The sequence below is a fragment of the Micromonospora echinofusca genome (genome assembly GCF_900091445.1).
In the GTDB taxonomy this organism is placed as follows: Bacteria; Actinomycetota; Actinomycetes; order Mycobacteriales; family Micromonosporaceae; genus Micromonospora; species Micromonospora echinofusca.
Map to the genome: position 1 here is coordinate 377,150 of NZ_LT607733.1, position 23,835 is coordinate 400,984.

The 23,835-nt window shown below is 74.0% G+C and carries 21 protein-coding genes and 2 pseudogenes; 13 read left to right on the forward strand and 10 right to left on the reverse strand.

The genetic code is table 11. The annotated features are described in order from the left end of the window. Positions 1–2: 2 nt before the first annotated feature. Entirely contained in the window at positions 3–704 is a 702-nt protein-coding gene (ung, locus tag GA0070610_RS01860; RefSeq protein ID WP_088998412.1) for a uracil-DNA glycosylase, read from the forward strand. Here the strand turns inward: ung and GA0070610_RS01865 are convergent. Next, positions 693–1,460, reverse strand: coding sequence for a helix-turn-helix domain-containing protein (locus GA0070610_RS01865; protein WP_088998413.1), 768 nt, complete (start codon positions 1,458–1,460; stop codon positions 693–695). The genes ung and GA0070610_RS01865 overlap by 12 nt on opposite strands. Positions 1,461–1,946: 486 nt before the next feature. On the opposite strand from GA0070610_RS01865, the gene tsaB reads away from it, so the two are divergent. The 6 genes from tsaB to GA0070610_RS01895 all read left to right on the forward strand — a co-directional run bounded on the left by tsaB (position 1,947) and on the right by GA0070610_RS01895 (position 7,986). Continuing rightward, positions 1,947–2,624, forward strand: coding sequence for a tRNA (adenosine(37)-N6)-threonylcarbamoyltransferase complex dimerization subunit type 1 TsaB (gene tsaB / locus GA0070610_RS01870; RefSeq protein ID WP_088998414.1), 678 nt, complete (start codon positions 1,947–1,949; stop codon positions 2,622–2,624). Next, positions 2,621–3,076 carry a ribosomal protein S18-alanine N-acetyltransferase gene (gene rimI / locus GA0070610_RS01875; RefSeq protein WP_088998415.1) on the forward strand — a complete coding sequence of 152 codons (456 nt, stop codon included), beginning with the start codon at positions 2,621–2,623 and terminating at the stop codon, positions 3,074–3,076. Before tsaB ends, rimI begins: the two co-directional genes overlap by 4 nt. Beyond that, the gene (gene tsaD, locus GA0070610_RS01880; protein ID WP_088998416.1) at positions 3,073–4,119 is read left to right on the forward strand and encodes a tRNA (adenosine(37)-N6)-threonylcarbamoyltransferase complex transferase subunit TsaD; all 1,047 of its coding nucleotides are present in this window, start codon (positions 3,073–3,075) and stop codon (positions 4,117–4,119) included. Before rimI ends, tsaD begins: the two co-directional genes overlap by 4 nt. 18 nt (positions 4,120–4,137) lie before the next feature. Beyond that, the gene (locus tag GA0070610_RS01885; RefSeq protein WP_088998417.1) at positions 4,138–4,392 is read left to right on the forward strand and encodes a hypothetical protein; all 255 of its coding nucleotides are present in this window, start codon (positions 4,138–4,140) and stop codon (positions 4,390–4,392) included. 103 nt (positions 4,393–4,495) lie between these two features. Then, on the forward strand, positions 4,496–6,196 hold the full coding sequence (locus GA0070610_RS01890) for an ABC transporter ATP-binding protein (RefSeq protein ID WP_088998418.1): 1,701 nt from the start codon (positions 4,496–4,498) through the stop codon (positions 6,194–6,196). Then, positions 6,196–7,986 carry an ABC transporter ATP-binding protein gene (locus GA0070610_RS01895; protein WP_088998419.1) on the forward strand — a complete coding sequence of 597 codons (1,791 nt, stop codon included), beginning with the start codon at positions 6,196–6,198 and terminating at the stop codon, positions 7,984–7,986. The genes GA0070610_RS01890 and GA0070610_RS01895 overlap by 1 nt, the downstream gene beginning before the upstream one ends. A 521-nt stretch (positions 7,987–8,507) precedes the next feature. Here GA0070610_RS01895 and GA0070610_RS01900 read toward each other — a convergent pair. The 7 genes from GA0070610_RS01900 to GA0070610_RS01930 form a co-directional block, all read right to left on the reverse strand. Then, on the reverse strand, positions 8,508–9,245 hold the full coding sequence (locus GA0070610_RS01900) for a DUF4142 domain-containing protein (RefSeq protein WP_088998420.1): 738 nt from the start codon (positions 9,243–9,245) through the stop codon (positions 8,508–8,510). Positions 9,246–9,418: 173 nt separating this feature from the next. Further along, positions 9,419–10,600 (reverse strand): ROK family protein, encoded by a 1,182-nt coding sequence (locus GA0070610_RS01905; protein WP_088998421.1) that lies wholly within the window; start codon positions 10,598–10,600, stop codon positions 9,419–9,421. Between the two features lie 28 nt (positions 10,601–10,628). Then, on the reverse strand, positions 10,629–11,888 hold the full coding sequence (locus tag GA0070610_RS01910) for a sugar ABC transporter permease (RefSeq protein WP_088998422.1): 1,260 nt from the start codon (positions 11,886–11,888) through the stop codon (positions 10,629–10,631). Continuing rightward, complete coding sequence (locus tag GA0070610_RS01915; protein WP_088998423.1) at positions 11,885–12,709, reverse strand: ATP-binding cassette domain-containing protein; 825 nt, start codon at positions 12,707–12,709, stop codon at positions 11,885–11,887. Before GA0070610_RS01915 ends, GA0070610_RS01910 begins: the two co-directional genes overlap by 4 nt. 105 nt (positions 12,710–12,814) lie before the next feature. Beyond that, a complete protein-coding gene (locus GA0070610_RS01920; protein WP_088998424.1) occupies positions 12,815–13,912 on the reverse strand; it encodes a sugar ABC transporter substrate-binding protein in 1,098 nt (365 codons plus the stop codon). A 193-nt stretch (positions 13,913–14,105) separates the two neighbouring features. Further along, the gene (ybaK, locus tag GA0070610_RS01925) at positions 14,106–14,585 is read right to left on the reverse strand and encodes a Cys-tRNA(Pro) deacylase (protein ID WP_088998425.1); all 480 of its coding nucleotides are present in this window, start codon (positions 14,583–14,585) and stop codon (positions 14,106–14,108) included. 83 nt (positions 14,586–14,668) lie between these two features. Continuing rightward, on the reverse strand, positions 14,669–15,919 hold the full coding sequence (locus tag GA0070610_RS01930; protein WP_088998426.1) for a class I SAM-dependent methyltransferase: 1,251 nt from the start codon (positions 15,917–15,919) through the stop codon (positions 14,669–14,671). 249 nt (positions 15,920–16,168) lie between these two features. On the opposite strand from GA0070610_RS01930, the gene groES reads away from it, so the two are divergent. The 4 genes and pseudogenes from groES to GA0070610_RS31865 form a co-directional block, all read left to right on the forward strand. Continuing rightward, positions 16,169–16,483: a co-chaperone GroES gene (gene groES, locus GA0070610_RS01935; protein WP_088998427.1), complete on the forward strand. Its 315-nt coding sequence runs from the start codon at positions 16,169–16,171 to the stop codon at positions 16,481–16,483. Positions 16,484–16,553: 70 nt separating this feature from the next. Next, positions 16,554–18,200, forward strand: a complete 1,647-nt coding sequence (gene groL, locus GA0070610_RS01940; protein WP_088998428.1) for a chaperonin GroEL — start codon at positions 16,554–16,556, stop codon at positions 18,198–18,200. Positions 18,201–18,312: 112 nt separating this feature from the next. Beyond that, positions 18,313–18,783, forward strand: a pseudogene (locus GA0070610_RS31860) (molybdopterin-binding oxidoreductase); the annotation flags it as partial. A 105-nt stretch (positions 18,784–18,888) separates the two neighbouring features. After that, positions 18,889–19,956, forward strand: a pseudogene (locus tag GA0070610_RS31865) (molybdopterin-dependent oxidoreductase); the annotation flags it as partial. Between the two features lie 106 nt (positions 19,957–20,062). Here GA0070610_RS31865 and GA0070610_RS01950 read toward each other — a convergent pair. After that, the gene (locus tag GA0070610_RS01950) at positions 20,063–20,446 is read right to left on the reverse strand and encodes a WhiB family transcriptional regulator (protein ID WP_089003203.1); all 384 of its coding nucleotides are present in this window, start codon (positions 20,444–20,446) and stop codon (positions 20,063–20,065) included. Between the two features lie 253 nt (positions 20,447–20,699). Here GA0070610_RS01950 and GA0070610_RS01955 point away from each other — a divergent pair, with 253 nt between their 5' ends. After that, complete coding sequence (locus GA0070610_RS01955; RefSeq protein ID WP_088998429.1) at positions 20,700–21,524, forward strand: helix-turn-helix transcriptional regulator; 825 nt, start codon at positions 20,700–20,702, stop codon at positions 21,522–21,524. 146 nt (positions 21,525–21,670) lie between these two features. Here the strand turns inward: GA0070610_RS01955 and GA0070610_RS01960 are convergent, their stop codons facing one another. After that, positions 21,671–22,081 (reverse strand): DUF5319 domain-containing protein, encoded by a 411-nt coding sequence (locus GA0070610_RS01960; RefSeq protein WP_089003204.1) that lies wholly within the window; start codon positions 22,079–22,081, stop codon positions 21,671–21,673. A 185-nt stretch (positions 22,082–22,266) separates the two neighbouring features. On the opposite strand from GA0070610_RS01960, the gene guaB reads away from it, so the two are divergent. Continuing rightward, positions 22,267–23,829 (forward strand): IMP dehydrogenase, encoded by a 1,563-nt coding sequence (gene guaB, locus GA0070610_RS01965; RefSeq protein WP_088998430.1) that lies wholly within the window; start codon positions 22,267–22,269, stop codon positions 23,827–23,829. Positions 23,830–23,835 lie beyond the last annotated feature (6 nt).

Genomic DNA, 23,835 nt, shown 5'->3' on the forward strand with positions numbered 1-23,835 from the left:
CGATGCCCGACGACGCCCCCACCTTGGACCTGCTGGCGCTGCTGCCGGAGGACTGGCGTGCCGTGCTCACCCCGCACCTCGATCCGGCGCGCACGGCCGCCCTGGCCGAGTTCGTCGCGGGGGAGTACGCGACCCGCACCGTCTTCCCGCCGGTCGAGGACCTCTTCTCGGCCTACCGGCTGTGCGCGCCGGCCGACTGCCGGGTGCTGATCCTCGGGCAGGATCCCTACCACAAGGCGGGGCAGGCGCACGGGCTCAGCTTCAGCGTGCGCGAGGGCGTGAGCGTGCCGCCCTCGCTGCGCAACGTCTTCAAGGAGCTGGGCGAGGACCTCGGCGTGCCGAAGCCGCGCGGCGGCAACCTCAGCGGCTGGGCGGCGCAGGGCGTGCTGCTGCTCAACGCGGTCCTCACCGTCCGCGAGGCGACGCCCGGCTCGCACGCCAACCGGGGCTGGGAGGAGTTCACCGACGCCACCATCCGGGCGCTCGACGCGATGGACTCCCGGGTGGTCTTCCTGCTCTGGGGCGGCTACGCGCGCAAGAAGGCCGCCCTGGTCACCAACCCGCAGCACGTGGTGCTGGAGGCCGGGCACCCCAGCCCGATGAACCCGCGTGGCTTCCTCGGCAGCCGCCCGTTCAGCGCCGCCAACAAGGCGCTCGCCGACGCCGGCCTGCCCACGGTCGACTGGGAACGCTCAGCCGGCTGACGACGGGCCGGCACCCGGTCGGCTCCCGCCCTCCGTCGGCGGGTGCTGACCGCCCGGCGGGTGCTCACCGCCGCCGTCGCGGTAACGGCGCAGCAGCTCGGCGGCGCCCGGATCGGCCAACTCCAGCTCGACGAGCGGTACCACCGGGTAGCCGCGTCCGCCGTGGCGTACCTCGACGGCCTCCGGTAGCTCGTCGCACATCGTCGCCCGGAGCTCGCCGTACCGGGTCTGCCACCGGTGCTCGCCGGGCTCCTCGGGTTCGAGCCGCAGCCCACCGAACTCGCCCCAGCGCTCGTTCCACCGCTGCCCGTATGCCGCGTCCAACCAGGCGGTGAACCGGGTCGAGTCACGCCAGCGGACCGCGATCTCCAGGGCGTCGACCGGTAGGGGCGCGCCCTGGAGCAGCGCGGCCGTGCCGCCCGTGAGCACGTACGGCAGGTCGCCGAGTTTGTCCAGGAACCGGTCCAGCCCGAGGGCGTCGACCCGGTCGGCGAGCGGCTGGGCGGCCAGCTCGGCGATCTGGGCGTCCAGATGCGCGTCGAGCGGTTCCACCGCGACGGTCAGCTGGACGTCCATCGCGGCGAGCAGCCGCTCCAGCACCAGCACGCTCGGCGTGCGGTCGCCGCGTTCGATGCGCGCGACCGAGGCCTGGCTGACGCCTGCCAGCTCGGCCAGTTGTCGTTGGCTGAGCTTGCTCAACTCGCGCTGACGCCGGACGGCGCGGCCGAACAGGGAGACGAGGCGGCTGGTCGACATCCCGACATGATGAACCATGTCCTCCCGGGTGCGATACCTCTCAGGCATTTTTATGACAAGGAGGTATCACACTCGCTGGGATCGTCGGTGGGGAGTCCCTGGAAGACGACCGTCGGTGGAGCCTTCCGCGCGAGCCTGAGCCGCGCGAGCCTGAGCCGCGCGACCGGGCTCTACCCGCGCGCCCAACCCGGCCGCCAGCGGTGGTGACTTCCGGCGGCACCGGCGACGACCTGTCCGGCAGGTGCCGTCGGACAGGCCCGGAACGAGGTGTCCACCGGAATACCGTCGCCGGCAAACAAACCCTGGCGCCGGCGTATCCCAGCGTCGGCAAACCCGAGCGCCGCATGGCCGGACGCCGGCACGTCCGAGCGCCGGCACGTCCGAGGGCCGGCTGGTGCGCGTGCCGGCTGGTGCGCGTGCCGGCACACCGGGGGATGGGGAAGGGCGTCACCGGGGGTGACGAAGGGGCGGCTAGGCTGGCTCACCGTGCTGGTACTGGTGGTGGACAGCTCGACGCCTGCGGTGACCGCAGCGTTGGTGGAGGTCGCGGCGGACGGCGTGACGACCCGCGCGCACCGCTGCACGGTCGACGCCCGCGCCCACGGCGAACTGCTCGCGCCGCAGGTCGACGCCGTGCTCACCGAGGCCGGTGCCCGTCCCGCCGACCTGGGCGCGATCGTCGCCGGGCTCGGCCCCGGCCCGTTCACCGGGCTGCGGGTGGGGCTGGTCACCGCCGCCACCATCGGCCAGGTGCTGGGCGTCCCGACGTACGGCGTCTGCTCGCTGGACGCCATCGGCCACCCGGCGGCCGCCGGCGAGCCGGTGCTGGCGGCGAGCGACGCGCGCCGCCGGGAGATCTACTGGGCGGTGTACGACGGCGCGGGCCAGCGGATCGTCGGGCCGGAGGTCTCCGTGCCGGCGGTCGCCGCCGAACGCGCCCGTGGGCTGGCCGTCACGGCCGCGGTCGGTGACGGCGCGCACCGGTACGCGGACGCGCTCGGCCTGCCCGTACGGGACGAGCCCCGCTACCCGGACGCGGCCGTGCTGGCGACCCTGGCCGGCGAGCGCATCCGGGCCGGCGCCCCCTCGGAGGCGCTCACCCCGCTCTACCTGCGCCGACCGGACGCCGTGGCGGCGACCGCCCGAAAGCCGGTACTGCCATGACGGTCCGCCTGGAGCGGTTCCGGTGGTGGCACGTCGACGAGGTGCTGCCGATCGAGGCGGACCTGTTCGGCGCCGAGCAGTGGTCGGCGGCGATGTTCTGGAACGAGCTGGCCAACGGGCACTTCTACCTGGTCGCCGTCGACGACGGCGAGGTGCTCGGCTACGCCGGCCTCGCCGTGGCGCCGCCCGACGAGGCGTGGGTGCAGAACGTCGCGGTGCGCCGGGACGCCCAGCGGCGCGGCATCGGTCGGCTCCTGGTGGAGGCGCTGCTCGCCGAGGCCGCCCGGCTCGGCGCCCGCAGCACGCTGCTGGAGGTCGCGGCGGACAACGCCCCCGCCCAGAAGCTCTACGCGACGTACGGCTTCGAGCCGATCGGCGTGCGGCGCGGCTACTACCAACCGAGCAACACCGACGCGCTGGTCATGCAGCGCAGCGCAGGATGTGAGCGATGACTGACGAACCCCTGATCCTCGGCATCGAGACCTCCTGCGACGAGACCGGGGTCGGCATCGTACGCGGGCACACCCTGCTGGCCGACGCGCTCGCCTCCAGCGTCGAACAGCACGCCCGCTTCGGCGGTGTGGTGCCCGAGGTGGCCAGCCGGGCCCACCTGGAGGCCATCGTGCCGACCATGCAGCGGGCGTTGACGGAAGCGGGGGTGACCCTCGCCGACATCGACGCGATCGCGGTCACCTCGGGACCGGGGCTGGCCGGCGCGCTGCTCGTCGGGGTGGCCGCCGCGAAGGGCTACGCCATCGCCGCCGAGAAGCCGGTCTACGGCGTCAACCACCTGGCCGCGCACGTCGCCGTGGACACCCTGGAACACGGCCCGCTGCCCGAGCCGGCGATCGCCCTGCTGGTCTCCGGCGGGCACTCCTCCCTGCTGCTCGTCGACGACCTGGCCCGGGGCGTCACCCCGCTCGGCGCCACCATCGACGACGCGGCCGGCGAGGCGTTCGACAAGGTGGCCCGGCTGCTCGGGCTGCCGTTCCCCGGCGGCCCGTACATCGACCGGGAGGCCCGGGCCGGCGACCCGGCCGCCATCGGGTTTCCGCGCGGCCTGACCGCCGCCAAGGACCTCGTGGCCCACCGCTACGACTTCTCCTTCTCGGGGCTGAAGACGGCGGTGGCCCGGTGGGTCGAGGCGCGGCAGCGGGCCGGCGAGCCGGTGCCGGTCGCCGACGTCGCCGCGTCCTTCCAGGAGGCGGTCTGCGACGTGCTGGTACGCAAGGCGCTGGACGCCTGCCGGGCCAACGGCGTGGAGACGCTGGTGATCGGCGGCGGCGTGGCGGCCAACTCCCGGCTGCGGGCGATGGCCGAGCACCGCGCCGCCGCACACGGCATCCGCGTCCGGGTGCCCCGCCCCGGGCTCTGCACGGACAACGGCGCGATGGTCGCCGCCCTCGGCTCGCACCTGGTCGCCGCCGGTGTCGCGCCGAGCCGGCTGGACCTGCCCGCCGACTCCGCCATGCCGCTGACCACGGTCAGCGTGTGAACCCCGAGGATGGCTGACGTGATCGTGCGGATGTGGGAGGCGCGGGCGGAGCCGTACGGCGTCACGGACCTGATCACCTGGGTCTGCGACACCGCCCTGCCGGAGTTCGAGCACGACCCGATGCACCTGTCCAGCGAGGTGTTCTCCTCCACCGACCACCGGGTGGTGGTCATCTCCAAGTGGCGCAGCAACCCGCGCCCGCTGCCGGCGCCGCCCGCGATGCTGCTCGCCCGCCCGCCGCACTCGTGGGACTTCACCCAGGTCGACCGCTGAGGCGGGGCCGGCCGGGCGACGGCGGAAGACGCGTGAGCCACGGCACGCCGAGGCGGTAAATGGTTGGCGGGGTGACCAGCCCGCCACCTAGCGTCGGTGGGCCATGCGCTTCACACCGGCCGGGGACCCCGGCGTACCCGACATCCGCTCGGCGACCCGCTACCTCGTGTGGCTCGCCGGGCGGCACAAGGCGCTGCTCACCGTCGGCATCCTGCTGGGCGTCGTGTGGATGGTCGCCCAGGCGCTGGTGCCGGCGGCCGTCGGCCGGGCCGTCGACGGGCTCACCCGCCGCGACGAGGACGCCCTGCTCACCTGGGGACTGGTGCTGTTCGGGCTGGGCGTGCTCCAGGCGGTCGCGGGGATCCTGCGGCACCGCTGCGCGGTGCACAACTTCCTCGCCGGCGCGTACGGGACGGTGCAGTTGACCGTTGGCGCGGCGAACCGGCTCGGCGCCGCGCTGCCCCGCCGCGTCTCCGCCGGCGAGGTGGTGAGCATCGGTACGGCCGACATCAGCCAGATCGGTTCGGCCATCGACATCACCGCCCGGGGCGCCGGCGCGGTCGTGGCGATCGTGACCGTCGGGGTGATCCTGCTCGGCGCCTCCGTGCCGCTCGGGCTGGTCGTGGTGCTGGGCGTACCGCTGCTGATGGCGGTCGTCGGGCTGCTCATCCGGCCGCTGCACCGGCAGCAGCAGGCGTACCGGGACTCGGAGGGGGCGCTGACCGCGCGGGCCGGCGACATCGTCTCCGGGCTGCGGGTGCTGCGCGGCGTCGGCGGCGAACCGGTGCTCTCCAACCACTACCGGGTGCGCTCGCAGGCGCTGCGCGCCGACGGGCTGCGGGTGGCCCGCATCGAGTCGCTGCTGGAGGCGGCCCAGGTGCTGCTCCCGGGGGCCTTCCTGGTGCTGGTCACCTGGCTCGGCGCCCGGTTCGCGCTGCGCGGCGAGATCAGCGCCGGCGAACTCGTGGCGTTCTACGGCTACACCGCGTTCCTGGTCAGCCCGCTGCGGCAGCTCACCGAGGCGGTGGACAAGCTGACCCGTGGGCACGTCGCCGCCCGGCGGGTGGTGCGGCTGCTGCGGCTCACCCCGGAACTGCTCGACCCGGCGCGCCCGGCCGCCCTGCCGGACGGCCCCGGCGAGCTGGTCGACGTGGCCTCCGGCGTGACGGTACGGCCGGGCCGGCTCACCGCGCTCGCGGCCACCGCGCCCGAGGACGCGGTGGCGATCGTGGACCGCCTCGGCCGGTACGTCGACTCGGACGCGACGCTGCACGGCGTACCGCTGCGGGAGGTGGCGCTGGCGACGGTGCGCGAGCGGATCCTGGTGGCCGACAACGACGCGCACCTGTTCACCGGCCCGCTCCGCGCGGAGCTGGACCCGCACGACCGGGCCGACGACGCGACGATCGCGGCGGCGCTGGCGGCGGCGAGCGCGACCGACATCGTCGAGGCGCTGCCGGCGGGGCTGGACAGCCTGGTCGCCGAGCGCGGCCGGGAGTTCTCCGGCGGCCAGCAGCAGCGGCTGCGGCTGGCCCGGGCCCTGGTCGCCGACCCGGAGACCCTGCTGCTGGTGGAGCCGACGAGCGCCGTGGACGCGCACACCGAGGCCCGGATCGCCGACCGGCTCGGCGCCGCCCGGGCGGGCCGGACCACCCTGGTCTGCACCACCAGCCCGCTCGTGCTGCACCGTGCCGACCACGTGATCTTCGTGGAGGACGGCAAGGTGGTGGCCGAGGGGGCGCACACCGCACTGCTCGACGGCGAGCCGCGCTACCGGGCGACGGTCAGCCGGGGGGAGGACTGATGGCCACCGAGCTGCCCGTCGCCGACGCGCGCCAGGTGCGCCGCTACGCACGCACGCTCGTCCACCGGCACCCGAGGGCGCTCGGGGCCGCGCTCGGCCTGCACGCGCTGGCCGCCGCGGCCGGGCTCGTCGCGCCGTGGCTGCTCGGCGACCTGGTCGAGGGGATCGCGGGCGGCACGTCCGGCGTCACCGTCGACCGCATCGCCCTGCTGATCGCCGGGTTCGTGCTGGTGCAGTCGGTGCTGGTCCGCTTCGCCCACCTGGCGTCGGCACGGCTGGGCGAGCGGGTGCTGGCCGAGCTGCGCGAGGAGTTCGTCGACCGGATCCTGGCGCTGCCGCTGGCCACCGTGGAGCGGGCCGGCACGGGCGACCTGCTCACCCGGACGTCCCGGGACGTCTCCGCGCTGTCGCGGACGGTCCGGTTCGCCGTACCGGAGACGCTGATCGCGGTGGTCACCGGCTGCTTCATCGTCGGCGCGCTGCTCCTGGTCGACCCGCTCTTCGCGTTGCCCTGCCTGCTCGCGGTGCCGCTGCTGTGGGCGGGCACCCGCTGGTACCTGCGCCGCGCCCCTGCCGGCTACCTGCGGGAGAACGCCGCCTACTCCGACATCACCGACGGCATCAGCGAGACCGTCGAGGGCTCGCGGACCACGGAGGCGCTGCGGCAGCAGGCGCGCCGCCGGGCCCGCACCGACGCCGACATCCGCCGGTCGTACGCGGCCGAGCGCTACACCCTGCGGCTGCGCACGGTGTTCTTCCCGGTCGCCGAGATCGGCTACGTGCTGCCGGTGGTGGCGACGCTGCTCATCGGCGGCTGGTTCTACCTGAAGGGCTGGGTGAGCCTCGGCGAGGTCACCGCCGCCACCCTCTACGTGCAGCAGCTGATCGACCCGGTCGACCGGCTGCTCTCCTGGCTGGACGAGTTGCAGGTCGGCGGCGCCTCGATGGCCCGCCTGCTCGGGGTGGCCGCCGCCGACGCACCGGCCCCGCCCGTCGGCGCTCCGGCCCCAGCCGTCGTGGGTTCCCCGGGCCCGGCCGATCCCGCGCCACCGGGGGACCGGCGGCTCGCCGCCCGGGACGTCCGGTACGCGTACCGGGAGGGCCGGGACGTGCTGCACGGGGTGACCCTGGTGCCGGAACCGGGGGAGAAGCTGGCCATGGTGGGTCCCTCGGGCGCCGGCAAGTCCACCCTCGGTCGGCTGCTCGCCGGGGTGCACGCGCCCCGCACCGGCTCGGTCACCGTGGCCGGTCGACGCCTCGACGAGCTGCCCCTGGCCGAGCTGCGTACGCACGTCGCCCTGGTCACCCAGGAACACCACGTCTTCATCGGTACGCTGCGCGAGAACGTGGCGATGGTGCGGCCGGGGGCCGACGAGTCGGCGGTCCGGTCGGCGCTGGCCGCCGTCGACGCGCTCGACTGGGCCGACGGGCTGCCGGACGGGCTGGACACGGTGGTCGGCGCCGGCGGGCACCCGCTGTCGCCCGCGCAGGCGCAGCAGCTGGCGCTGGCCCGGCTGGTGCTGGCCGACCCGCACACCCTGGTGCTCGACGAGGCCACCTCGTTGATCGATCCCCGCGCGGCCCGGCACCTGGAACGGTCCCTCGCGGCCGTCCTCGCGGGCCGTACGGTCGTGGCCATCGCGCACCGCCTCTTCTCGGCGCACGACGCGGACCGGGTGGCGGTGGTGGAGGACGGGCGGATCGCCGAGATCGGCTCGCACGACGAGCTGGTCGCGGCCGACGGCTCCTACGCGGCCCTCTGGCGCTCCTGGCACGGCACCGCCTCCTGACCCGCCGCGCCCTGTTCGAAGGCGCCGCCGGTTTCCCGGGTCATCCGGGCCCGCTCCCGGGTGCTGGCGTACGGCTTCTGGGACCTCGCCACGTTCCTGATCAACGGTGGGCTCTTCGTGCCGGGACCCGAGCTGGTTTCCGAGCGGGACTGCCATGACTACCGGAAGTGACGAAGTCGAGGAGGGGCGCCATTCTCACGCACGGTAGTCACTTTCTGTCGGCCCGGAGGACGCGTCAGGCGACGATCTCGACGCGGTGCCCGCTGACCAGCGGTTTCTTCTGAGCGCTGTCGAGCCGGCCGACACCCCTCACACTCCCTTTGCTCTGCAGCCACCGACGCACCGGCCACCGGGTGTAGTCGGTGCGTGGATGGCTGCAGAGCAAAGGGGGCGAGGCGGGTGGCCGGCGGCGACGCGGAAACGCCCATGACGACTACTCACGGTCACGCCGATGGTCGCCTCGCCAGCAACGTGCGCGGCCGTCGGCCCGCCGCAGGACGGGGCGGCGGGCCGGGCGGCGGTCAGGTGCGGCGCAGGATGCGGTACGTGGCGACGCCGCCCGTGCCGAGGGCGGCGAGGAAGACCAGCCAGACCACCGTGCTACTGACCCCGATCGGCGGGCCGGAGTTGGCGGAGGCGGCGGCGAGCAGGCCGTCTTCGCCGGGGGCGGGCAGGGCGGCCGGCGGCAGTTCCGGCCAGCGCACCAGTCCGGTGCTCTCCAGCATCTGCATGTGGTGCAGGACGAAGCGGTTGGCGTCGTCGGCGAGCCGGCGGATCACCGGGTCGCGGGTGCCGGCGCGGACCGCTCCGATGACCGGGAAGATCTTGCCGTGGGCGACCCGGAGCCGGGTGACGAAGAGCTGGTCGAAGCGGGCGCCGGAGGCGGTCTGCATCTCCGTCAGCCAGCCCTTCTGCTCGGCGGTCGGGTCGCTCGGGATGCTCGCCCCGAGCTTGTTGGCCGCCTCGACCGTCAGCCGGTCCAGTTCCTCGTGCTCGGTGGCGATGCCGGCGCCGATCTCGCGTACCTTCGGGCTCTGCCCCTTCTCGGCGGCCATCTGCCCGGCCGGCATCTCCCAGAGCCCCGCCAGGCGCACCCCGTTGAGCAGGGCGGCGTCGGCCGCGTTGAGCTGCTGGCCGCCCGGAGCGGCGACGGCCACGCCGGGTAGCGGGCCGAGTCCGGCGGCGACGGCGACGAGCAGCACCGCCAGGCGGAGACTCCGGTGTCCGCGCGGGCGACGGGCGGATCTGAGCGGTGCCATGTCCGTGGTGCCTCCTCGGTCCGGTCCGAAACGGGTCGGGCCGGGCGACGCTGCGCCCTCGCCCGTCCGCGCACTGGTACGGACGGGTCGACCGATCGGTTCACCGGACCGGCCCCGCCGTGCCCTCCGGGCCGAGGGGCGGGACGGCGCCCCCGGGCCGGGGGCGGGACCGGTCAGCCGGCGTCGAGGGGGTCGGCGAGCAGGCGTTCGAAGGCCAGCTCAGCGGCGCCGATCAGGGCCGCGTCGTCGCCGAGTTTCGGGGTGCGCAGTCGGACGTGCTCCAGGCAGGCGGGCAGGGCGACCGAGTTGAGCCGGCTGCGTACCTGGGCCGCCGACGCGAGGTAGAGGTCCCGCATGCCGCCGCCGAAGATGACCATCTCCGGGTTGAAGATGTTGACCAGGTTGGCCACCCCGAAGCCGAGCCAGTCGCCGGCCTGGCGTACCGCCGTCTGGGCCCGCAGGTCGCCCCGGTCGGCGGCGTCGAAGACGGCCAGCAGCGCGTCGCGGCCCCGCGCGTCGGAGCGGCCGGCCGCCCTCAGCAGCGCGTACTCCCCGATCTCGGTCTCCCAGCAGCCCCGGGAGCCGCACTCGCAGGGCGCGCCGTCCCGGACGACCACCATGTGGCCGACCTCGCCGCCGTAGCCGCCGTGCCCGGTCAGCCGGCGCCCGCCGGCGATGATGCCGGCGCCGACGCCCACGTCCCCGTACAGGTAGATGACGTTGTCGCAGCCGGCGGCCGCGCCCCGGGCGTGCTCGGCGAAGGCCGCCACGTCGGCCACGTTGCCCACGGTGACGGGCACGTCGCAGCCCAGCTCGGCGCCGAGCGCCGCGCCGATCGGCTCGTCCACCCACCCGGTGGTCGGGCCCAGCCGGACCAGCCCGTCGTCGCGCCGGACCATGCCGCAGACGGCGACGCCCGCGCCGACGCAGACGGCGTCCGCCGGCGCGCTCTGCTGCATCTCCTTGACCGCCCCGGCCAGCAGCGGGGCGGCCTCCGCGGCGGTCAGACCGCGGGGGCGGTCCAGCTCCCGGCGGTCGAGCACCGCGCCGCCCAGACCGATCCGCGCGGCCCGCAGCCGGTCCACCTCGATGCTGTACGCGTACGCGTGCACCCGGTCCGACTCGGGCCGGACGACCAGCGACGGTCGTCCGGCCCGGCCGGTCTCCTTCGGGGTCCCCTCGCTGACCAGCCCGGCGCCGGCCAGGTCGGCGGTCAGCGCGCCGATGGTGCTGCGGTTGAGCCCCAGCGCGGTGGTCAGCTCGGCGCGGGTGGTGGCCCCGTGCACGTGCACGTAGCGCAGCAACGCGCCCAGGTTCTGCCGACGGATCTCGTCCTGGCTCGGTCCTGCGCGCATCGCCGTCGTCACTTCCGGTGCCGCGCGGTCAACGGTTGCCGGTGGCGGTGGAGCGCCGGCGGGAGAACGCGTCCACGCTCGCGGCGAGCAGCAGCACCACGCCGGTGACCACGTACTTCACCCCCGAGCTGTATCCCATCAGGCCCATCCCGTTGTCGATGACCGCGACGACCGCGCCACCGAGGACGGCGTCGAGCACCCGGCCCTTGCCGCCGAAGAGGCTGGTGCCTCCGATGACCGCCGCGCCGACCGCGTAGAGCAGTACGTTACTGCCACCCGTGTTCGGGTCCACCGAGTTGGCCCGGCTGGCGGCGACGATGCCGCCGACGGCCGCCATCGAGGAGCAGATCACGAAGACCGAGATGCGGATGCGGTCCACGTTGATGCCCGCCCGGCGCGCCGCCTCCTTGTTGCCGCCCACGGCATAGACGTGCCGGCCGTAGCTGGTGCGCTGGAGCACGAAGGTCCAGAAGATCAGCAGCAGGGCGATGATCGGCACCACGATCGGCACGCCCTTGAGCGAGCTGATCACGACGTTGCGGCTGCGCTCCAGGTTGAGGATGAAGACCGCCGCGCCGAGGACGAGCGCCAGCCCGCCGATCCGGGCGAACACCACCGCGATCGGGTCGGTCGTCAGGCCCCGAGCGGCCCGCTTACGGTGCCGGAGCAACTGCACGGCCGCGTAGCCGGCGACCGCCACGGCGGCCAGCAGCCAGCCCAGGACGGGCGGGAGGTTGCGGTTGGCGATGGCCACCAGCACCTCGTCGCGGACCGAGATGTTGGTGCCCTCCTCCATGAGCATCAGCACGATGCCCTGGAAGGCGAGGAACCCGGCGAGGGTCACCACGAAGGACGGGATGCCGATCTTCGCCACCAGGAAGCCCAGGGTGGTGCCGATCGCCACGCCGGTGACGAGGGCGGCGAGCACGGCCACGTACCACGGGTAGCCGAGCACGGTGACGACGTTGGCGAGGATGGCGGCGCAGACGCCGCTGGCGAAGCCGGCGGAGAGGTCGATCTCGCCGAGCAGCAGGACGAAGACCAGCCCCATCGCGATCAGCGTGACCGCGGCGCCCTGGGTGAACAGGTTGGCGAAGTTGCCGGCGGTGAGGAAGGACGGCCGCATGATCGAGAAGACCGTGCAGAGCACGACCAGGCCGAGTACGGCGGGCAGCGCACCGATGTCGCCGCCGCGTACCCGGCTGACGTAGTTGCGGGCGTGGCTGCCGAGGGTGGGCGGCGGTGTGGCGGCCGCCGGGCCGTCCTTGTGCACGACGGTGGTGGTCATCGGACGCCTCCTGGGTTGCTGTCGGCCGGCTCCGCGCCGTGCCCGTTGCCGCCGTTGGCCGGCTCGGCGGCGAGCCCGAGCCCGCCGGAGCGGCCGGCGGTGATCAGCTCGACGACCTGCGAGTGGGTGATGTCGGTGGTCTTCACCTGGGCGACCATCTGGCCGAGGTAGAGCGCGGCGATCCGGTCGGAGACGGCGAAGACGTCGTTCATGTTGTGCGAGATGAGCACCACGGCCAGGCCGTTGTCGGCGAGCCGGCGGACCAGTTCGAGCACCTGGGCGGTCTGCGCGACGCCGAGCGCGGCGGTCGGCTCGTCGAGGATGACGAGCCTGCTGTTCCAGAGCACGGCCTTGGCGATCGCGACGGTCTGGCGCTGGCCGCCGGAGAGGCTGGAGACGTGCTGCCGCAGCGACTTCACGGTCCGTACGCTGAGCCCGGCGAGGGTGTCGGCGGCCATCTGCTCCATGGTCGGCTCGTCGAGCACGATGCCGCTGCGCTTCTCCCGGCCGAGGAACATGTTCTGCACGATGTCGAGGTTGTCGCAGAGCGCGAGGTCCTGGTAGACGACCTCGATGCCGAGCGCCGCGGCGTCGCGGGGGCTGTTGATGCCCACGGGCCGGCCGTCGAAGTGGAACTCGCCGGCGTCGGTGGGGTAGATGCCGCTGATGCACTTGACGAGGGTCGACTTGCCGGCGCCGTTGTCGCCGACCAGCGCGGTCACCTCGCCCGGGTGGGCGGAGAAGGCGACGTCGCGCAGGACCTGGACGGGACCGAAGCTCTTGTCGATCCCGCGTAGTTCCAGCAGGGGGGTTGCGGACACGGGGGCTCCTTCAGGTGGAGGGGAGGTCTCGGATCCCGTCCGGCGCGAACCGCCGCCCGGCACAGGGTCCGTGCCGGGCGGCGTGCGCGTGGAATCGGTTACGGGTCAGCTGATGCCGGCGTCGGCGCAGAGCTTGGCGTACGCCCCGGCGCAGACCTCGTCCTTGGTGACGAAGCCGTCGGCGATGACGTCCTTGACGTTCTCCTTGAAGATCAGCTTCGGGGTCAGCAGCACCGCCGGGACGTCCCGGCCGCCCTCCGGGTCCTTGACCGTCTGGGCGGTCTCCTTCTTCTCACCCTTGGCCACCGCGATGGCCAGGTCCGAGGCGGCCTTCGCCTCCTCCTTGATCGCCTTGTAGACGGTCATGCACTGGTCGCCGGCGAGGATGTTCTGCAGGCCCTGCGGGGTGGCGTCCTGGCCGGTCACCGGGACCTTGCCGTTGAGCTTGTTCTTCTTCAGCACCGAGATGGCCGCGTTGCCGAGGCCGTCGTTGGCGGCGAGCACGCCGTCGATCTTGCCACCGGTCTGGGTCAGCATCTGCTCGAAGATGGTGGCGGCCTGGGTGTTGTCCCACTCCGGCACGTTCTGGTCCGGGCCCTTGGTGTACTCCTTCGAGTCGAACTTCGGCTTGAGCACCGAGTCGTACCCGTTCTTGAACAGGGTGGCGTTGTTGTCGGTCGGCGAGCCGTTGAGGTACGCCACGACCGGGTTCTTGACGCCCTTGTCGGTCAGGCACTTGCTCAGGCCCTCGCCCTGGAGCTTGCCGACGGCCTCGTTGTCGAAGCTGACGTAGTAGGTGGCCGAGCCGCCCAGCGTGAGCCGGTCGTAGTCGATCGTGGCCACACCCTGGGACTTGGCCTTGTCGAGCACGGCCTTGCCGGTGCCGGAGTCCAGGTTGACGATCATCAGGGCGGTCACGCCGTTGGTGATCATCTGGTCGGCGATGGTCTGGAACGCCGTCTTGTCGCCCTGGGCGTTCTGGATGTCGTAGTCGACGCCGGCGGCCTTGAACGCCTCCTCCAGGAACTTGCGGTCGGCGCCCTCCCAGCGGGCGGAGGACTTGCTGTCCGGAAGGATCACGCCGATCTTCGGCTTCTTCTCGGAGGAGCCGCCGGCGTCGGAGCCGGAGTCGTCGCCGCAGGCGGCCAGGCCGCCGGTGGCCAGCAGGCCCACGGCGGCGAAGGTGAGGAAGCCCTTGCGCATCTGCAGGGTCCTTTCGGGGGTGGGGGACGATGTTGTTTTGTTGTGTCCGGCAACGTATTCCGCGTCGCGCCGTGGGCACAAGACCACCGAGGTCGCGAGTTTGTTGTCGGCAGTAACAATTCAGCAACGTCCCTGAGACCCGGCCGACGTCGACCGGGGAGCGCTCTCCCGGCGCGCGCCGGAGCGGCGCAGCTCAGTGGGCGGCCAGCGGGGCCGTGACCGCCCCGGTGAGCGCCACCAGATCCTGCGGGGCGAGCTGGAGCTGGAGCCCGCGCCGGCCCGCCGAGACGTAGACGGTGGGATGGTCGAGCGCCGACGAGTCGAGCACGGTGGGCAGCCGCCGCCGTTGCCCGAGCGGGCTGATCCCGCCGCGTACGTAGCCGGTGGCCCGTTCGGCCACCGCCCGGTCGGCCATGGCGGCCCGCTTGCCGCCGACGGCCGCGGCGAGCGCCTTGAGGTCCAGCTCGCCCGTGACCGGCACGACCGCCACCGTCAGCGCGCCGTCGACCTCGGCGACCAGCGACTTGAACACCCGCTCCGGCGGCACCCCCAGCGCCGCCGCGACCAGCGCGCCGTAGTGGGGCGCGTCCGGCGAGACGTCGTACGGATGGGTGCTGTGCGGCACCTTCCGCTTCGTCAGCAGCGCGGTCGCCGGAGTGCCCTGTCCCGCCATGACGGTCAAGCTAACCCGCGGTCGCCCGACCCGCGAGCCGAAACGGCCGGGCGGTCGACACCCGCGCCGGCCCCGGCCGCGCGCTATCCGACCGGGCGGCAGACGAGCACCGTCGGCGCCCCGGCGACCCGGGTCAGCACCAGGCTGGCCGGCTCGTCCCCGGCCAGCCGCAGGTCCCGCCGGAGCTTCTCCGGCTCCAGCGCCGACCCGCGCTTGAGGATCTCCACCCGCCCGACCTGACGCTCCCGCAGCAGCGACCGCAGCCGCTTGAGCGAGAACGGCAGCACGTCGGTGACCTCCAGGCAGCGGGCGAACGGCGTCGGCGTCGGGGCGTCCGCGTAGAGGTAGGCGATGCTCGGGTCGGCCAGCGTCGCGCCCAGGACGTCCGCCAGTTCCGCGACCAGGTGCGCGCGGACGACCGCCGGGTCCGGGTCGTACAGGAAGCGGCGCGGCGGGCCGACGGCGGCCTCGGTGACGCCGGAGCCGGTCAGCTGGTGGCAGCCGTCGGGGCCGGTCGGTCGACCGGAGGCCTCCGCCGCCACGCCGGGGGCGTCGGCCGGAAGCCCTGCCCTGCCGCGCAGCACGGTGGCCCGGCGGGGGACCCGCGCCAGCTCGCCGCACCACAGGGCCGCCTCGACCAGGTCGCCGTCGACGCTCACCCACTCGGCCTCGGCGCCCGCCGGGACGAGCGCGTGGTCGATGCCGGGGGCCACCTTCACGACCGTGTACGGCACCCGCTCGGCCAGCCCGACCACGAAGTCCCAGGGCGGGGAGTAGGCGTTGGGGTCGAAGATCCGCCGTCCGGTGCCCGCCCTGCGGCGCGCCGGGTCGCAGAACACCCCGTCGACCCGGCCGACGTCGAACGCGGTGGCGTCGCCGCACTCCACGGTGAACAGCTCGGCCAGCCCGGTTGCCTCGGCGTTCGCGGCGGCCATCGCGGCGGTCACCGGGTCGGCCTCCACGCCGTACACCCGGATGCCGGCGCGGGCGGCGGCGAGCGCGTCCGTGCCGAGGCCGCAGCCGAGGTCGGCGAGGGTGCGCACCCCGGCGGCCCGCAACCGGTCGGCCCGCCGCGCCGCGACGACCCCCCGGGTCGCCTGCTCCAGCCCGGGCCGGGTGAGGAACATGCGCGCGGCGGCTGGCCCGAACTTGCCGACCGCCCGGCGCCGCAGCTCGGCCTGGGTGAGCGCGGCCGACGCCAGCCCGGCCGGCAGCCCGGCCGAGCGGAGCGCGGCCGCCGCGGTCAACGGGTCGCCGCCGGCCACCCGCGCGGCGGCGTCGAGCGCGGCCGACCCCTCGGGCGTACGCAGGGCGGCGAGCTGGTCGAGATCCACCCGGTCATTGTGGTCGTCGGACCCGACGCGCCGGTCGGCGGGTTGGCACTCTCCTTGACGGAGTGCTAGCCGAGGAATAACCTGCGATTAGCACTCTCGCCCTGAGGGTGCCAGCTTCCGGGCCTCGTGGCCCGGGCGCTGAACGCCAGGCGGACCGGCACCCGCGACGACGGCCCCGCCCGGTGGCATGTGGCAGATTGACGCCGGTCGGCTCGCCGACCGGTAACGAAACCAGTACCCCAGGAGGGTATGCCCGTGACTACCGCGACCAAGGTTGCGATCAAGCCGCTCGAGGACCGCATCGTGGTCCAGGCGAACGAGGCCGAGACCACCACCGCCTCCGGCATCGTGATCCCCGACACCGCCAAGGAGAAGCCGCAGGAGGGCACCGTCCTCGCTGTCGGCCCGGGCCGGATCGACGACAAGGGCAACCGCGTGCCGGTCGACGTGAAGGTCGGCGACACCGTCCTCTACTCGAAGTACGGCGGCACCGAGGTCAAGTACGCCGGCGAGGAGTACCTGGTGCTCTCCGCCCGCGACGTCCTCGCGGTCATCGAGAAGTAAGCAACCGATCAGTGTCGTCGCCCCGGTCCGGCTCGCCGGGCCGGGGCGACGTCGCTTCGAAGGGACATTCATGGCGAAGATCCTGAGCTTCTCGGACGACGCCCGGCACCTGCTCGAGCACGGTGTCAACGCCCTCGCGGACGCGGTCAAGGTCACCCTCGGCCCGCGCGGGCGCAACGTCGTCCTGGACAAGAAGTTCGGTGTGCCCACGATCACCAACGACGGCGTGACCATCGCCAAGGAGATCGAGCTCACCAACCCCTACGAGAACCTCGGTGCGCAGCTGGTCAAGGAGGTGGCGACCAAGACCAACGACGTCGCCGGCGACGGGACCACCACCGCCACCGTGCTGGCCCAGGCGATGGTCCGCGAGGGCCTGCGCAACGTCACGGCCGGCGCCAACCCGGCCGGCCTCAAGCGGGGCATCGACGCGGCGGCCGCCAAGGTCTCCGAGGCGCTGCTCGGCCGCGCGGTCGACGTCGCCGACAAGGAGTCGATCGCGCACGTCGCGACGATCTCCGCGCAGGACGCCACGATCGGCGAGCTGATCGCCGAGGCGATGGAGAAGGTCGGCCGCGACGGTGTCATCACCGTCGAGGAGGGCTCCGCCCTGCACACCGAGCTGGACGTGACCGAGGGTCTCCAGTTCGACAAGGGCTTCATCTCGCCGAACTTCGTCACCGACATGGAGTCGCAGGAGTCGGTCCTGGAGGACCCGTACATCCTGATCACGACCCAGAAGATCTCGGCGATCGAGGAGCTGCTGCCGCTGCTGGAGAAGGTCCTCCAGAACAGCAAGCCGCTGCTGATCGTCGCCGAGGACGTCGACGGCCAGGCGCTGTCGACGCTGGTGGTCAACTCGATCCGCAAGACCCTCAAGGTCTGCGCGGTCAAGGCCCCCGGCTTCGGTGACCGGCGCAAGGCGATGCTCCAGGACATGGCGATCCTCACCGGCGCCGAGCTGGTCGCGCCCGAGCTGGGCTACAAGCTCGACCAGGTGGGCCTGGAGGTGCTCGGCACCGCCCGGCGCGTCGTGGTCGACAAGGAGAACACGACGGTCGTCGACGGTGGCGGCAAGTCCAGCGAGGTCGCCGACCGGGTCGCGCAGATCCGCAAGGAGATCGAGGCCTCGGACTCCGACTGGGACCGCGAGAAGCTCGCCGAGCGGCTGGCCAAGCTCTCCGGCGGCATCGCGGTCATCAAGGTCGGCGCCGCGACCGAGGTCGAGATGAAGGAGCGCAAGCACCGCATCGAGGACGCGATCGCCGCCACCAAGGCCGCGGTCGAGGAGGGCACCGTCCCGGGCGGCGGCGCCGCCCTGGTGCAGATCCTGCCGGCGCTCGACGACGACCTCGGCTTCACCGGTGACGAGAAGGTCGGCGTCTCGATCGTGCGCAAGGCGCTGGTCGAGCCGCTGCGCTGGATCGCCCAGAACGCCGGCCACGACGGCTACGTCGTCGTGAACAAGGTCGCCGGCAAGGAGTGGGGCCACGGCCTCGACGCCGCCACCGGCGAGTACGTCGACCTGGCGAAGGCCGGCATCCTCGACCCGGTGAAGGTGACCCGCAACGCGGTCACCAACGCCGCGTCGATCGCCGGCCTGCTGCTCACCACGGAGAGCCTCGTGGTGGAGAAGCCGGAGAAGGCCGAGCCGGCCGCCGCCGGTGGGCACGGCCACGGCCACGGTCACGGCCACCAGCACGGCCCGGGCTTCTGACCCTCGCCGTACGCCTCGTCGGGGCGCACCGTCCACGTGACGGTGCGCCCCGACGCCTTTGCGGGCGTCGACGCGACTACCGGCCGGCCGGTGCATCGGAAACACTGGCCCGATGAGCAGCACGACGCGCGGCTACGCCGCCCTGGCCGGGGTCACCGCCGCCGCGGTGGCGATCGGCTCCGCCGAACTGGTGGCGGTGCTGACCGGCCCCCGTTCGGCGCCACTGGTCGCCGTCGGAGGGCTCGTGGTCGACACGGTGCCCGAGCCGCTCAAGCAGCTCGGCATCGCCCTCTTCGGCACGTACGACAAGATCGCCCTGCTGGTCGGGACGGGCCTGCTGCTCGCCGCCTTCGCCGCGCTGCTCGGCGTGCTGTCCCGGCGCCGGCTGGCGATCGGCCTCGCCGGCGTCGCCGCCTTCGCGGCCCTCGGCGTGGCCGCCGCCGTGACCCGGGCGGGCGTCGGCCCCGCCGACGCGCTGCCCTCGCTGCTCGGCGCGGGGCTCGGCGCGGCGGTGCTCTGGGCCTTCGTCGCCGGCCCGCTCGAACTCGACCCGTGGCCCTGGTCCCCGCCGACGCCGCCGGCCGCCGAGGACCCGCCGCCGTCCACCGCGCCGCCCACGAGCCCGTCCGTCGGGGCACCGCCGCCGACCTCCGCCGGGGCGTCCCCGCCGCCGTCGGAGCCCGGCGACCCGGCGTCGCGGCGGCGGTTCCTGACCGGGGCCGGGGCGCTGGTCGGCGCGGCCGGGGTGGCCGGTCTGGGCGGTCGCTGGCTCGCCGGCCGGCGGGGCGTGTCGGCGGCCCGGGAGGCCGTCGTGCTGCCGGCCCCGGTGGCGCCCGCCCCGGCGCTGCCGGCGGGGGCGGACCTGTCACTGACCCAGCTCGCGCCCTACGTCACGCCGAACCTCGGCTTCTACCGGATCGACACCGCGCTGGTGGTGCCGCAGGTGGACCCGGAGACGTGGCGGCTGCGCATCCACGGCCGGGTACGCAACGAGATCGAGCTGAGCTTCGCCGACCTGCTCGCCCGCCCGATGGTCGAGCGGTACGTCACCCTCGCCTGCGTCTCCAACGAGGTGGGTGGGGACCTCGTGGGCAACGCGCGCTGGCTGGGCGTGCCGATCCGGGAACTGCTCGACGAGGCGGAGCCGCAGGAGGGCGCCGACCAGGTCGTCGGCCGCTCGGTGGACGGCTGGACCTGCGGCACGCCGACCGCCGTGCTCCGGGACGGGCGCGACGCGCTGCTGGCGGTGGGGATGAACGGCGAGCCGCTGCCGGTGGAGCACGGCTTCCCGGCGCGGATGGTGGTGCCCGGCCTGTACGGGTACGTGTCGGCCTGCAAGTGGATCACCGAGCTGGAGCTGACCAGCTTCGCGGACTTCGACGCGTACTGGGTGCCGCGCGGCTGGTCGGCGCAGGGGCCCGTGAAGACCCAGTCGCGCATCGACACGCCCCGCCCGCGCAACCGGCTCACCGCCGGTGCCGTCACCGTGGCCGGGGTGGCCTGGGCGCAGCACCGTGGCATCAGCCGCGTCGAGGTACGCGTCGACGACGGGCCGTGGCGCTAGGCGGAGCTGGCACCCGTGGTCTCGGTGGACACCTGGGTCCAGTGGTCGTGGCGGTGGGACGCGACACCGGGGGAGCACACCCTCACCGTCCGGGCGACCGACGTCACCGGCGAGACGCAGACCGGGCGGCGGCAGGCGGTCGCCCCGGACGGCGCCACCGGCTGGCACACCGTCACCGTCACGGTGCGCTGAGCGCCCCGGAGGCCTGACGGGGCGGTGCCGGCCCGGCCGGGAACGCCGCGACGCCGCGCCCCCGGGTGGGGACGCGGCGTCGGTGTGGTCTTCGGAGGCCGGCGGCTCAGGCGATCTTGCGTTGGGCGGGGACGGTCGACCGGTGCGGCTGGCCCAGGCGGGCCTCCAGCCGGGCCACGTCCACCCTGCTCTGCCGGCGGTCGGCCAGGTCCTCCCAGCCCACGGCGAGCAGGCGCAGCCGCTCCGACTCGCTGAACCCGCCCCACACGCCGTACGGCTCGCGGACGGCGAGGGCGTGGGCGGCGCACTCGGCCCGTACGGGGCAGGCGCGGCAGACGGCCTTGGCGCCGGACTCCCGGCGCAGGCGGGACGAGCCGCGCTCCCCGTCCGGGTGGAAGAACTGCGCGCTGTCCCGGCCCCGGCAGGCACCGAGCCGCTGCCAGTCCCAGAGGTCGACGATGGGTCCGGGCAGTCTGCGTACGTTCGACATCAGCACCCCTCCTCCCGCGCGGCACCGCGCAGATCCTGGTGAATCGGCGTCCGGGCGACGGTCCGCGCAGGCGCGCCGTTTCCGGCCTGGAGCCTGGAGTACCCGGGCGGTCGCCGGCTCACACACCTGTGATCGAAAACTTCCGGCAACTGGTGGCATATGCCCCACTTGTCGGAAAAGTTCGGAGGATTGCCGGAACCCCCTCGCGACCCGACCCGGTCATGGTCTGCTCTTGGGCGGAGAGGAGACCACTGTGCGTACGGTTCTCGTGTGCGTTCGGACCCCGCTCGCGGCGCAGCATCTCGCGTCCGCGGCGGCACGGCTCGGTTTGTCCGCCGTGGTGCGGACGGCCGTCTCCGATCCCGAGGTGATGTTGCGGCTGGCCGAGCGCCCGGCCGACGTGGTGCTCGCGGACACCGCCCTCACCCGGCCGGACAGCGCGGGCTTCGTCCGGCGGGTGCTCGCCCGCGCGCCGCAGGCCTCCGTGCTGCTGCTCGGCACGGAGGAGTCCGAGGCGGCCGCGGCCACGATCAGCGCGGGCGCCCGGGGCCTGATCCAGGGCGTCGACCACGACCTGACCAGCGCGGTCGCCAAGGCCCTGCTGCTGCTCTCCGCACCCGGACGGCCGGCCCGGCGCGCGGTCACCGACCCGGCCCGGGACACCGCCGCGGTCGGCGGTCCCGCCCGGACCGCGACGGCCAAGCGCGCGCCGGCCGAGCCCGGCCCCACCTGGTCGGCGACGTCCCCCGACGGCTCCGGCGGCGCGCCGACCGTGGTGCCGGCGCAGCGCGGCGACGACCCCGCCGAGGCCGCCGACGAGCCGGCCGAGGCCGCGCCCGCGGGACGGCGGGGCGGGCCCGGTCAGCGCGGCGGCCGGTCCCAGGTCGGGCTGACCGAACGCGAGCTCCAGGTGCTGCTGGGCATGGCGGAGGGCAAGAGCAACGCCGAGATCGGCCGCGAGCTGTTCGTCTCGGAGGACACCGTGAAGACCCACGCCCGGCGGCTGTTCCGCAAGCTCGGCGCCCGCGACCGCGCCCACGCCGTGGCGGCCGGCTTCCGCGCCGGCCTGGTGGCCTGAGCCGTACGGCCCGCCGCAAGGCCCCCGGCGCGCGAAACGGGGCGAGTGGCCCGAGCCGTACCGCCGGAAGGCCCCGGCGCGCGGAGCCGGGCGGCGGGCTGAGCCGGGCGGCGGGCTGAGCCCACCCGACGCGGCCCCGGCCCGCCTCAGCGTTCGGCGTCGGGCTCCTCGTCGGTGCCCTCGGTCAGCGTGTCGTGCACCCCGTCGGCGTAGCCGCGCGCGTAGTCCCAGGTGACGTAGTGGTCCGGGTCGGGGTCGTAGGCCGGCTCGTGCACCCGGGGACGCCCCGAGCTGAGCAGGTGGCGCAGGTTGCCCCGCAGCAGGTCCCAGTCGAAGTAGTGCGGCTCCCGGCAGTCCTCGCACTCGATGACCAGCCCGCGCACCCCGATCGGCGCCAACAGCGCCTGGTAGATCTCCAGGTCGGCGAGATCCTCCAGCACGTCCTGTCGCTCGACGTCGGTCAGCGGGTCGAGTGGGGCGTCGTCGCCCGGATCGTGCAGGCCGGCTGCCGGATCGGCCGGGTCGCCGTTGAAGGGGTCGATGGGCTCGTCGTGCACCCCCTCACCGTAGACCCAACGCCGGGGCCGCGTCCGCCCCCGGCTACCGGTGACCTGGGCCGCCACCGGCCGGGGACGGCCCGGGCCGGTGGGTACGATGGGACGACGCGCCGTCACCCGGCGTGTGCCGGTGCCCGCCCGCGCCACCTCGCTGAAGCCCGTCCGAGCAGCTCAGGGGAGCAATCGTGGAATTTTCGCCCAGCACCGATCTTCCGGCCGGCGCCGACAACGGCGAGCTGGGCGGCCACCTGCCGGAGCTGCCCGCCGGCTCCGCCCGGGTGGTTCCGCTCGGGTTGACCTTCGACGACGTGCTGCTCCAGCCGGGCGAGTCGGACGTGGTGCCCAGCCGGGTCAACACCGTGACGAAGCTGACCCGCAACATCGACCTGTCGATCCCGCTGCTCTCCAGCGCGATGGACACGGTGACCGAGGCCCGGATGGCGATCGCCATGGCCCGCCAGGGCGGCATCGGCGTGCTGCACCGCAACCTCTCCCTGGAGGACCAGGCGCTCCAGGTCGACCTGGTGAAGCGCTCCGAGTCCGGCATGATCACCAACCCGGTGACCGCCAGCCCCGACGACACGCTGCGCGACGTCGACTCCCTCTGCGGGCGTTACCGCATCTCCGGCGTGCCCGTCGTGGACGGCGAGGGTCAGCTGGTCGGCATCGTCACCAACCGCGACATGCGGTTCGTCTCCGACCCGGCCACCCCGGTCCACCAGATCATGACCCACACCCCGCTGGTCACCGCCCCGGTCGGGGTGAGCAAGGACGACGCCCTCGACCTGCTGCGCCGCCACAAGGTCGAGAAGCTGCCGATCGTCGACGACTCGGGCCGGCTGCGCGGGCTGATCACGGTCAAGGACTTCACCAAGAGCGAGCAGTACCCGAACGCCACCAAGGACGACGCCGGCCGGCTGCGGGTCGCCGCCGCCGTGGGGGTGGGCGACGACGCGTACAAGCGGGCCCGGGCGCTGGTCGACGCGGGCGTCGACGTGCTGATCGTGGACACCGCCCACGGCCACCAGCGGGCCGTGCTGGACATGGTGCGCCAGCTCAAGAAGGACGTGACGATCGACATCGTCGGCGGCAACGTCGCCACCTACGCCGGCGCGAAGGCGCTGGTCGAGGCGGGCGCCGACGGCGTGAAGGTCGGCGTCGGCCCGGGCGCGATCTGCACCACGCGGATCGTCGCCGGGGTGGGCGTACCGCAGATCACCGCGATCATGGAGGCCGCGCGGGCCGCGCGGCCGGCCGGCGTCCCGGTGATCGGCGACGGCGGCATCCAGTACTCGGGCGACATCGCCAAGGCGCTCGTCGCGGGTGCCGACACGGTGATGCTGGGCAGCCTGCTGGCCGGCTGCGAGGAGAGCCCCGGCGAGCTGATCTTCATCAACGGCAAGCAGTACAAGGCCTACCGGGGCATGGGCTCGCTCGGCGCGATGCAGTCCCGGGGCCAGGGCAAGTCCTACTCCAAGGACCGCTACTTCCAGCAGGACGTGCTGGCCGAGGACAAGCTGGTCCCCGAGGGCGTGGAGGGCCAGGTGCCCTACCGGGGCCCGCTGTCCGCGGTCGCCCACCAGCTCACCGGCGGGCTGCGCGCGGCGATGGGCTACGTCGGCGCGGAGAGCATCCCCGAGCTGCACCGCCGCGGTCAGCTCATCCGGATCACGGCGGCCGGGCTCAAGGAGAGCCACCCGCACGACATCCAGATGACGGTCGAGGCGCCCAACTACCACTCCCGCTGACCATCC

Excerpts from the sequence above, each read along its gene's own strand:
- GA0070610_RS01910 (WP_088998422.1), bottom strand. The coding sequence starts at position 11,888 with ATGACCACCACCGTCGTGCACAAGGACGGCCCGGCGGCCGCCACACCG.
- GA0070610_RS01895 (WP_088998419.1), top strand. The coding sequence starts at position 6,196 with ATGGCCACCGAGCTGCCCGTCGCCGACGCGCGCCAGGTGCGCCGCTAC.
- GA0070610_RS01900 (WP_088998420.1), bottom strand. The coding sequence starts at position 9,245 with ATGGCACCGCTCAGATCCGCCCGTCGCCCGCGCGGACACCGGAGTCTC.
- tsaD (WP_088998416.1), top strand. The coding sequence starts at position 3,073 with ATGACTGACGAACCCCTGATCCTCGGCATCGAGACCTCCTGCGACGAG.
- groES (WP_088998427.1), top strand. The coding sequence starts at position 16,169 with ATGCCCGTGACTACCGCGACCAAGGTTGCGATCAAGCCGCTCGAGGAC.
- GA0070610_RS01950 (WP_089003203.1), bottom strand. The coding sequence starts at position 20,446 with ATGTCGAACGTACGCAGACTGCCCGGACCCATCGTCGACCTCTGGGAC.
- GA0070610_RS01890 (WP_088998418.1), top strand. The coding sequence starts at position 4,496 with ATGCGCTTCACACCGGCCGGGGACCCCGGCGTACCCGACATCCGCTCG.
- GA0070610_RS01905 (WP_088998421.1), bottom strand. The coding sequence starts at position 10,600 with ATGCGCGCAGGACCGAGCCAGGACGAGATCCGTCGGCAGAACCTGGGC.
- GA0070610_RS01865 (WP_088998413.1), bottom strand. The coding sequence starts at position 1,460 with ATGTCGACCAGCCGCCTCGTCTCCCTGTTCGGCCGCGCCGTCCGGCGT.
- GA0070610_RS01920 (WP_088998424.1), bottom strand. The coding sequence starts at position 13,912 with ATGCGCAAGGGCTTCCTCACCTTCGCCGCCGTGGGCCTGCTGGCCACC.
- ung (WP_088998412.1), top strand. The coding sequence starts at position 3 with ATGCCCGACGACGCCCCCACCTTGGACCTGCTGGCGCTGCTGCCGGAG.
- groL (WP_088998428.1), top strand. The coding sequence starts at position 16,554 with ATGGCGAAGATCCTGAGCTTCTCGGACGACGCCCGGCACCTGCTCGAG.
- ybaK (WP_088998425.1), bottom strand. The coding sequence starts at position 14,585 with ATGGCGGGACAGGGCACTCCGGCGACCGCGCTGCTGACGAAGCGGAAG.
- rimI (WP_088998415.1), top strand. The coding sequence starts at position 2,621 with ATGACGGTCCGCCTGGAGCGGTTCCGGTGGTGGCACGTCGACGAGGTG.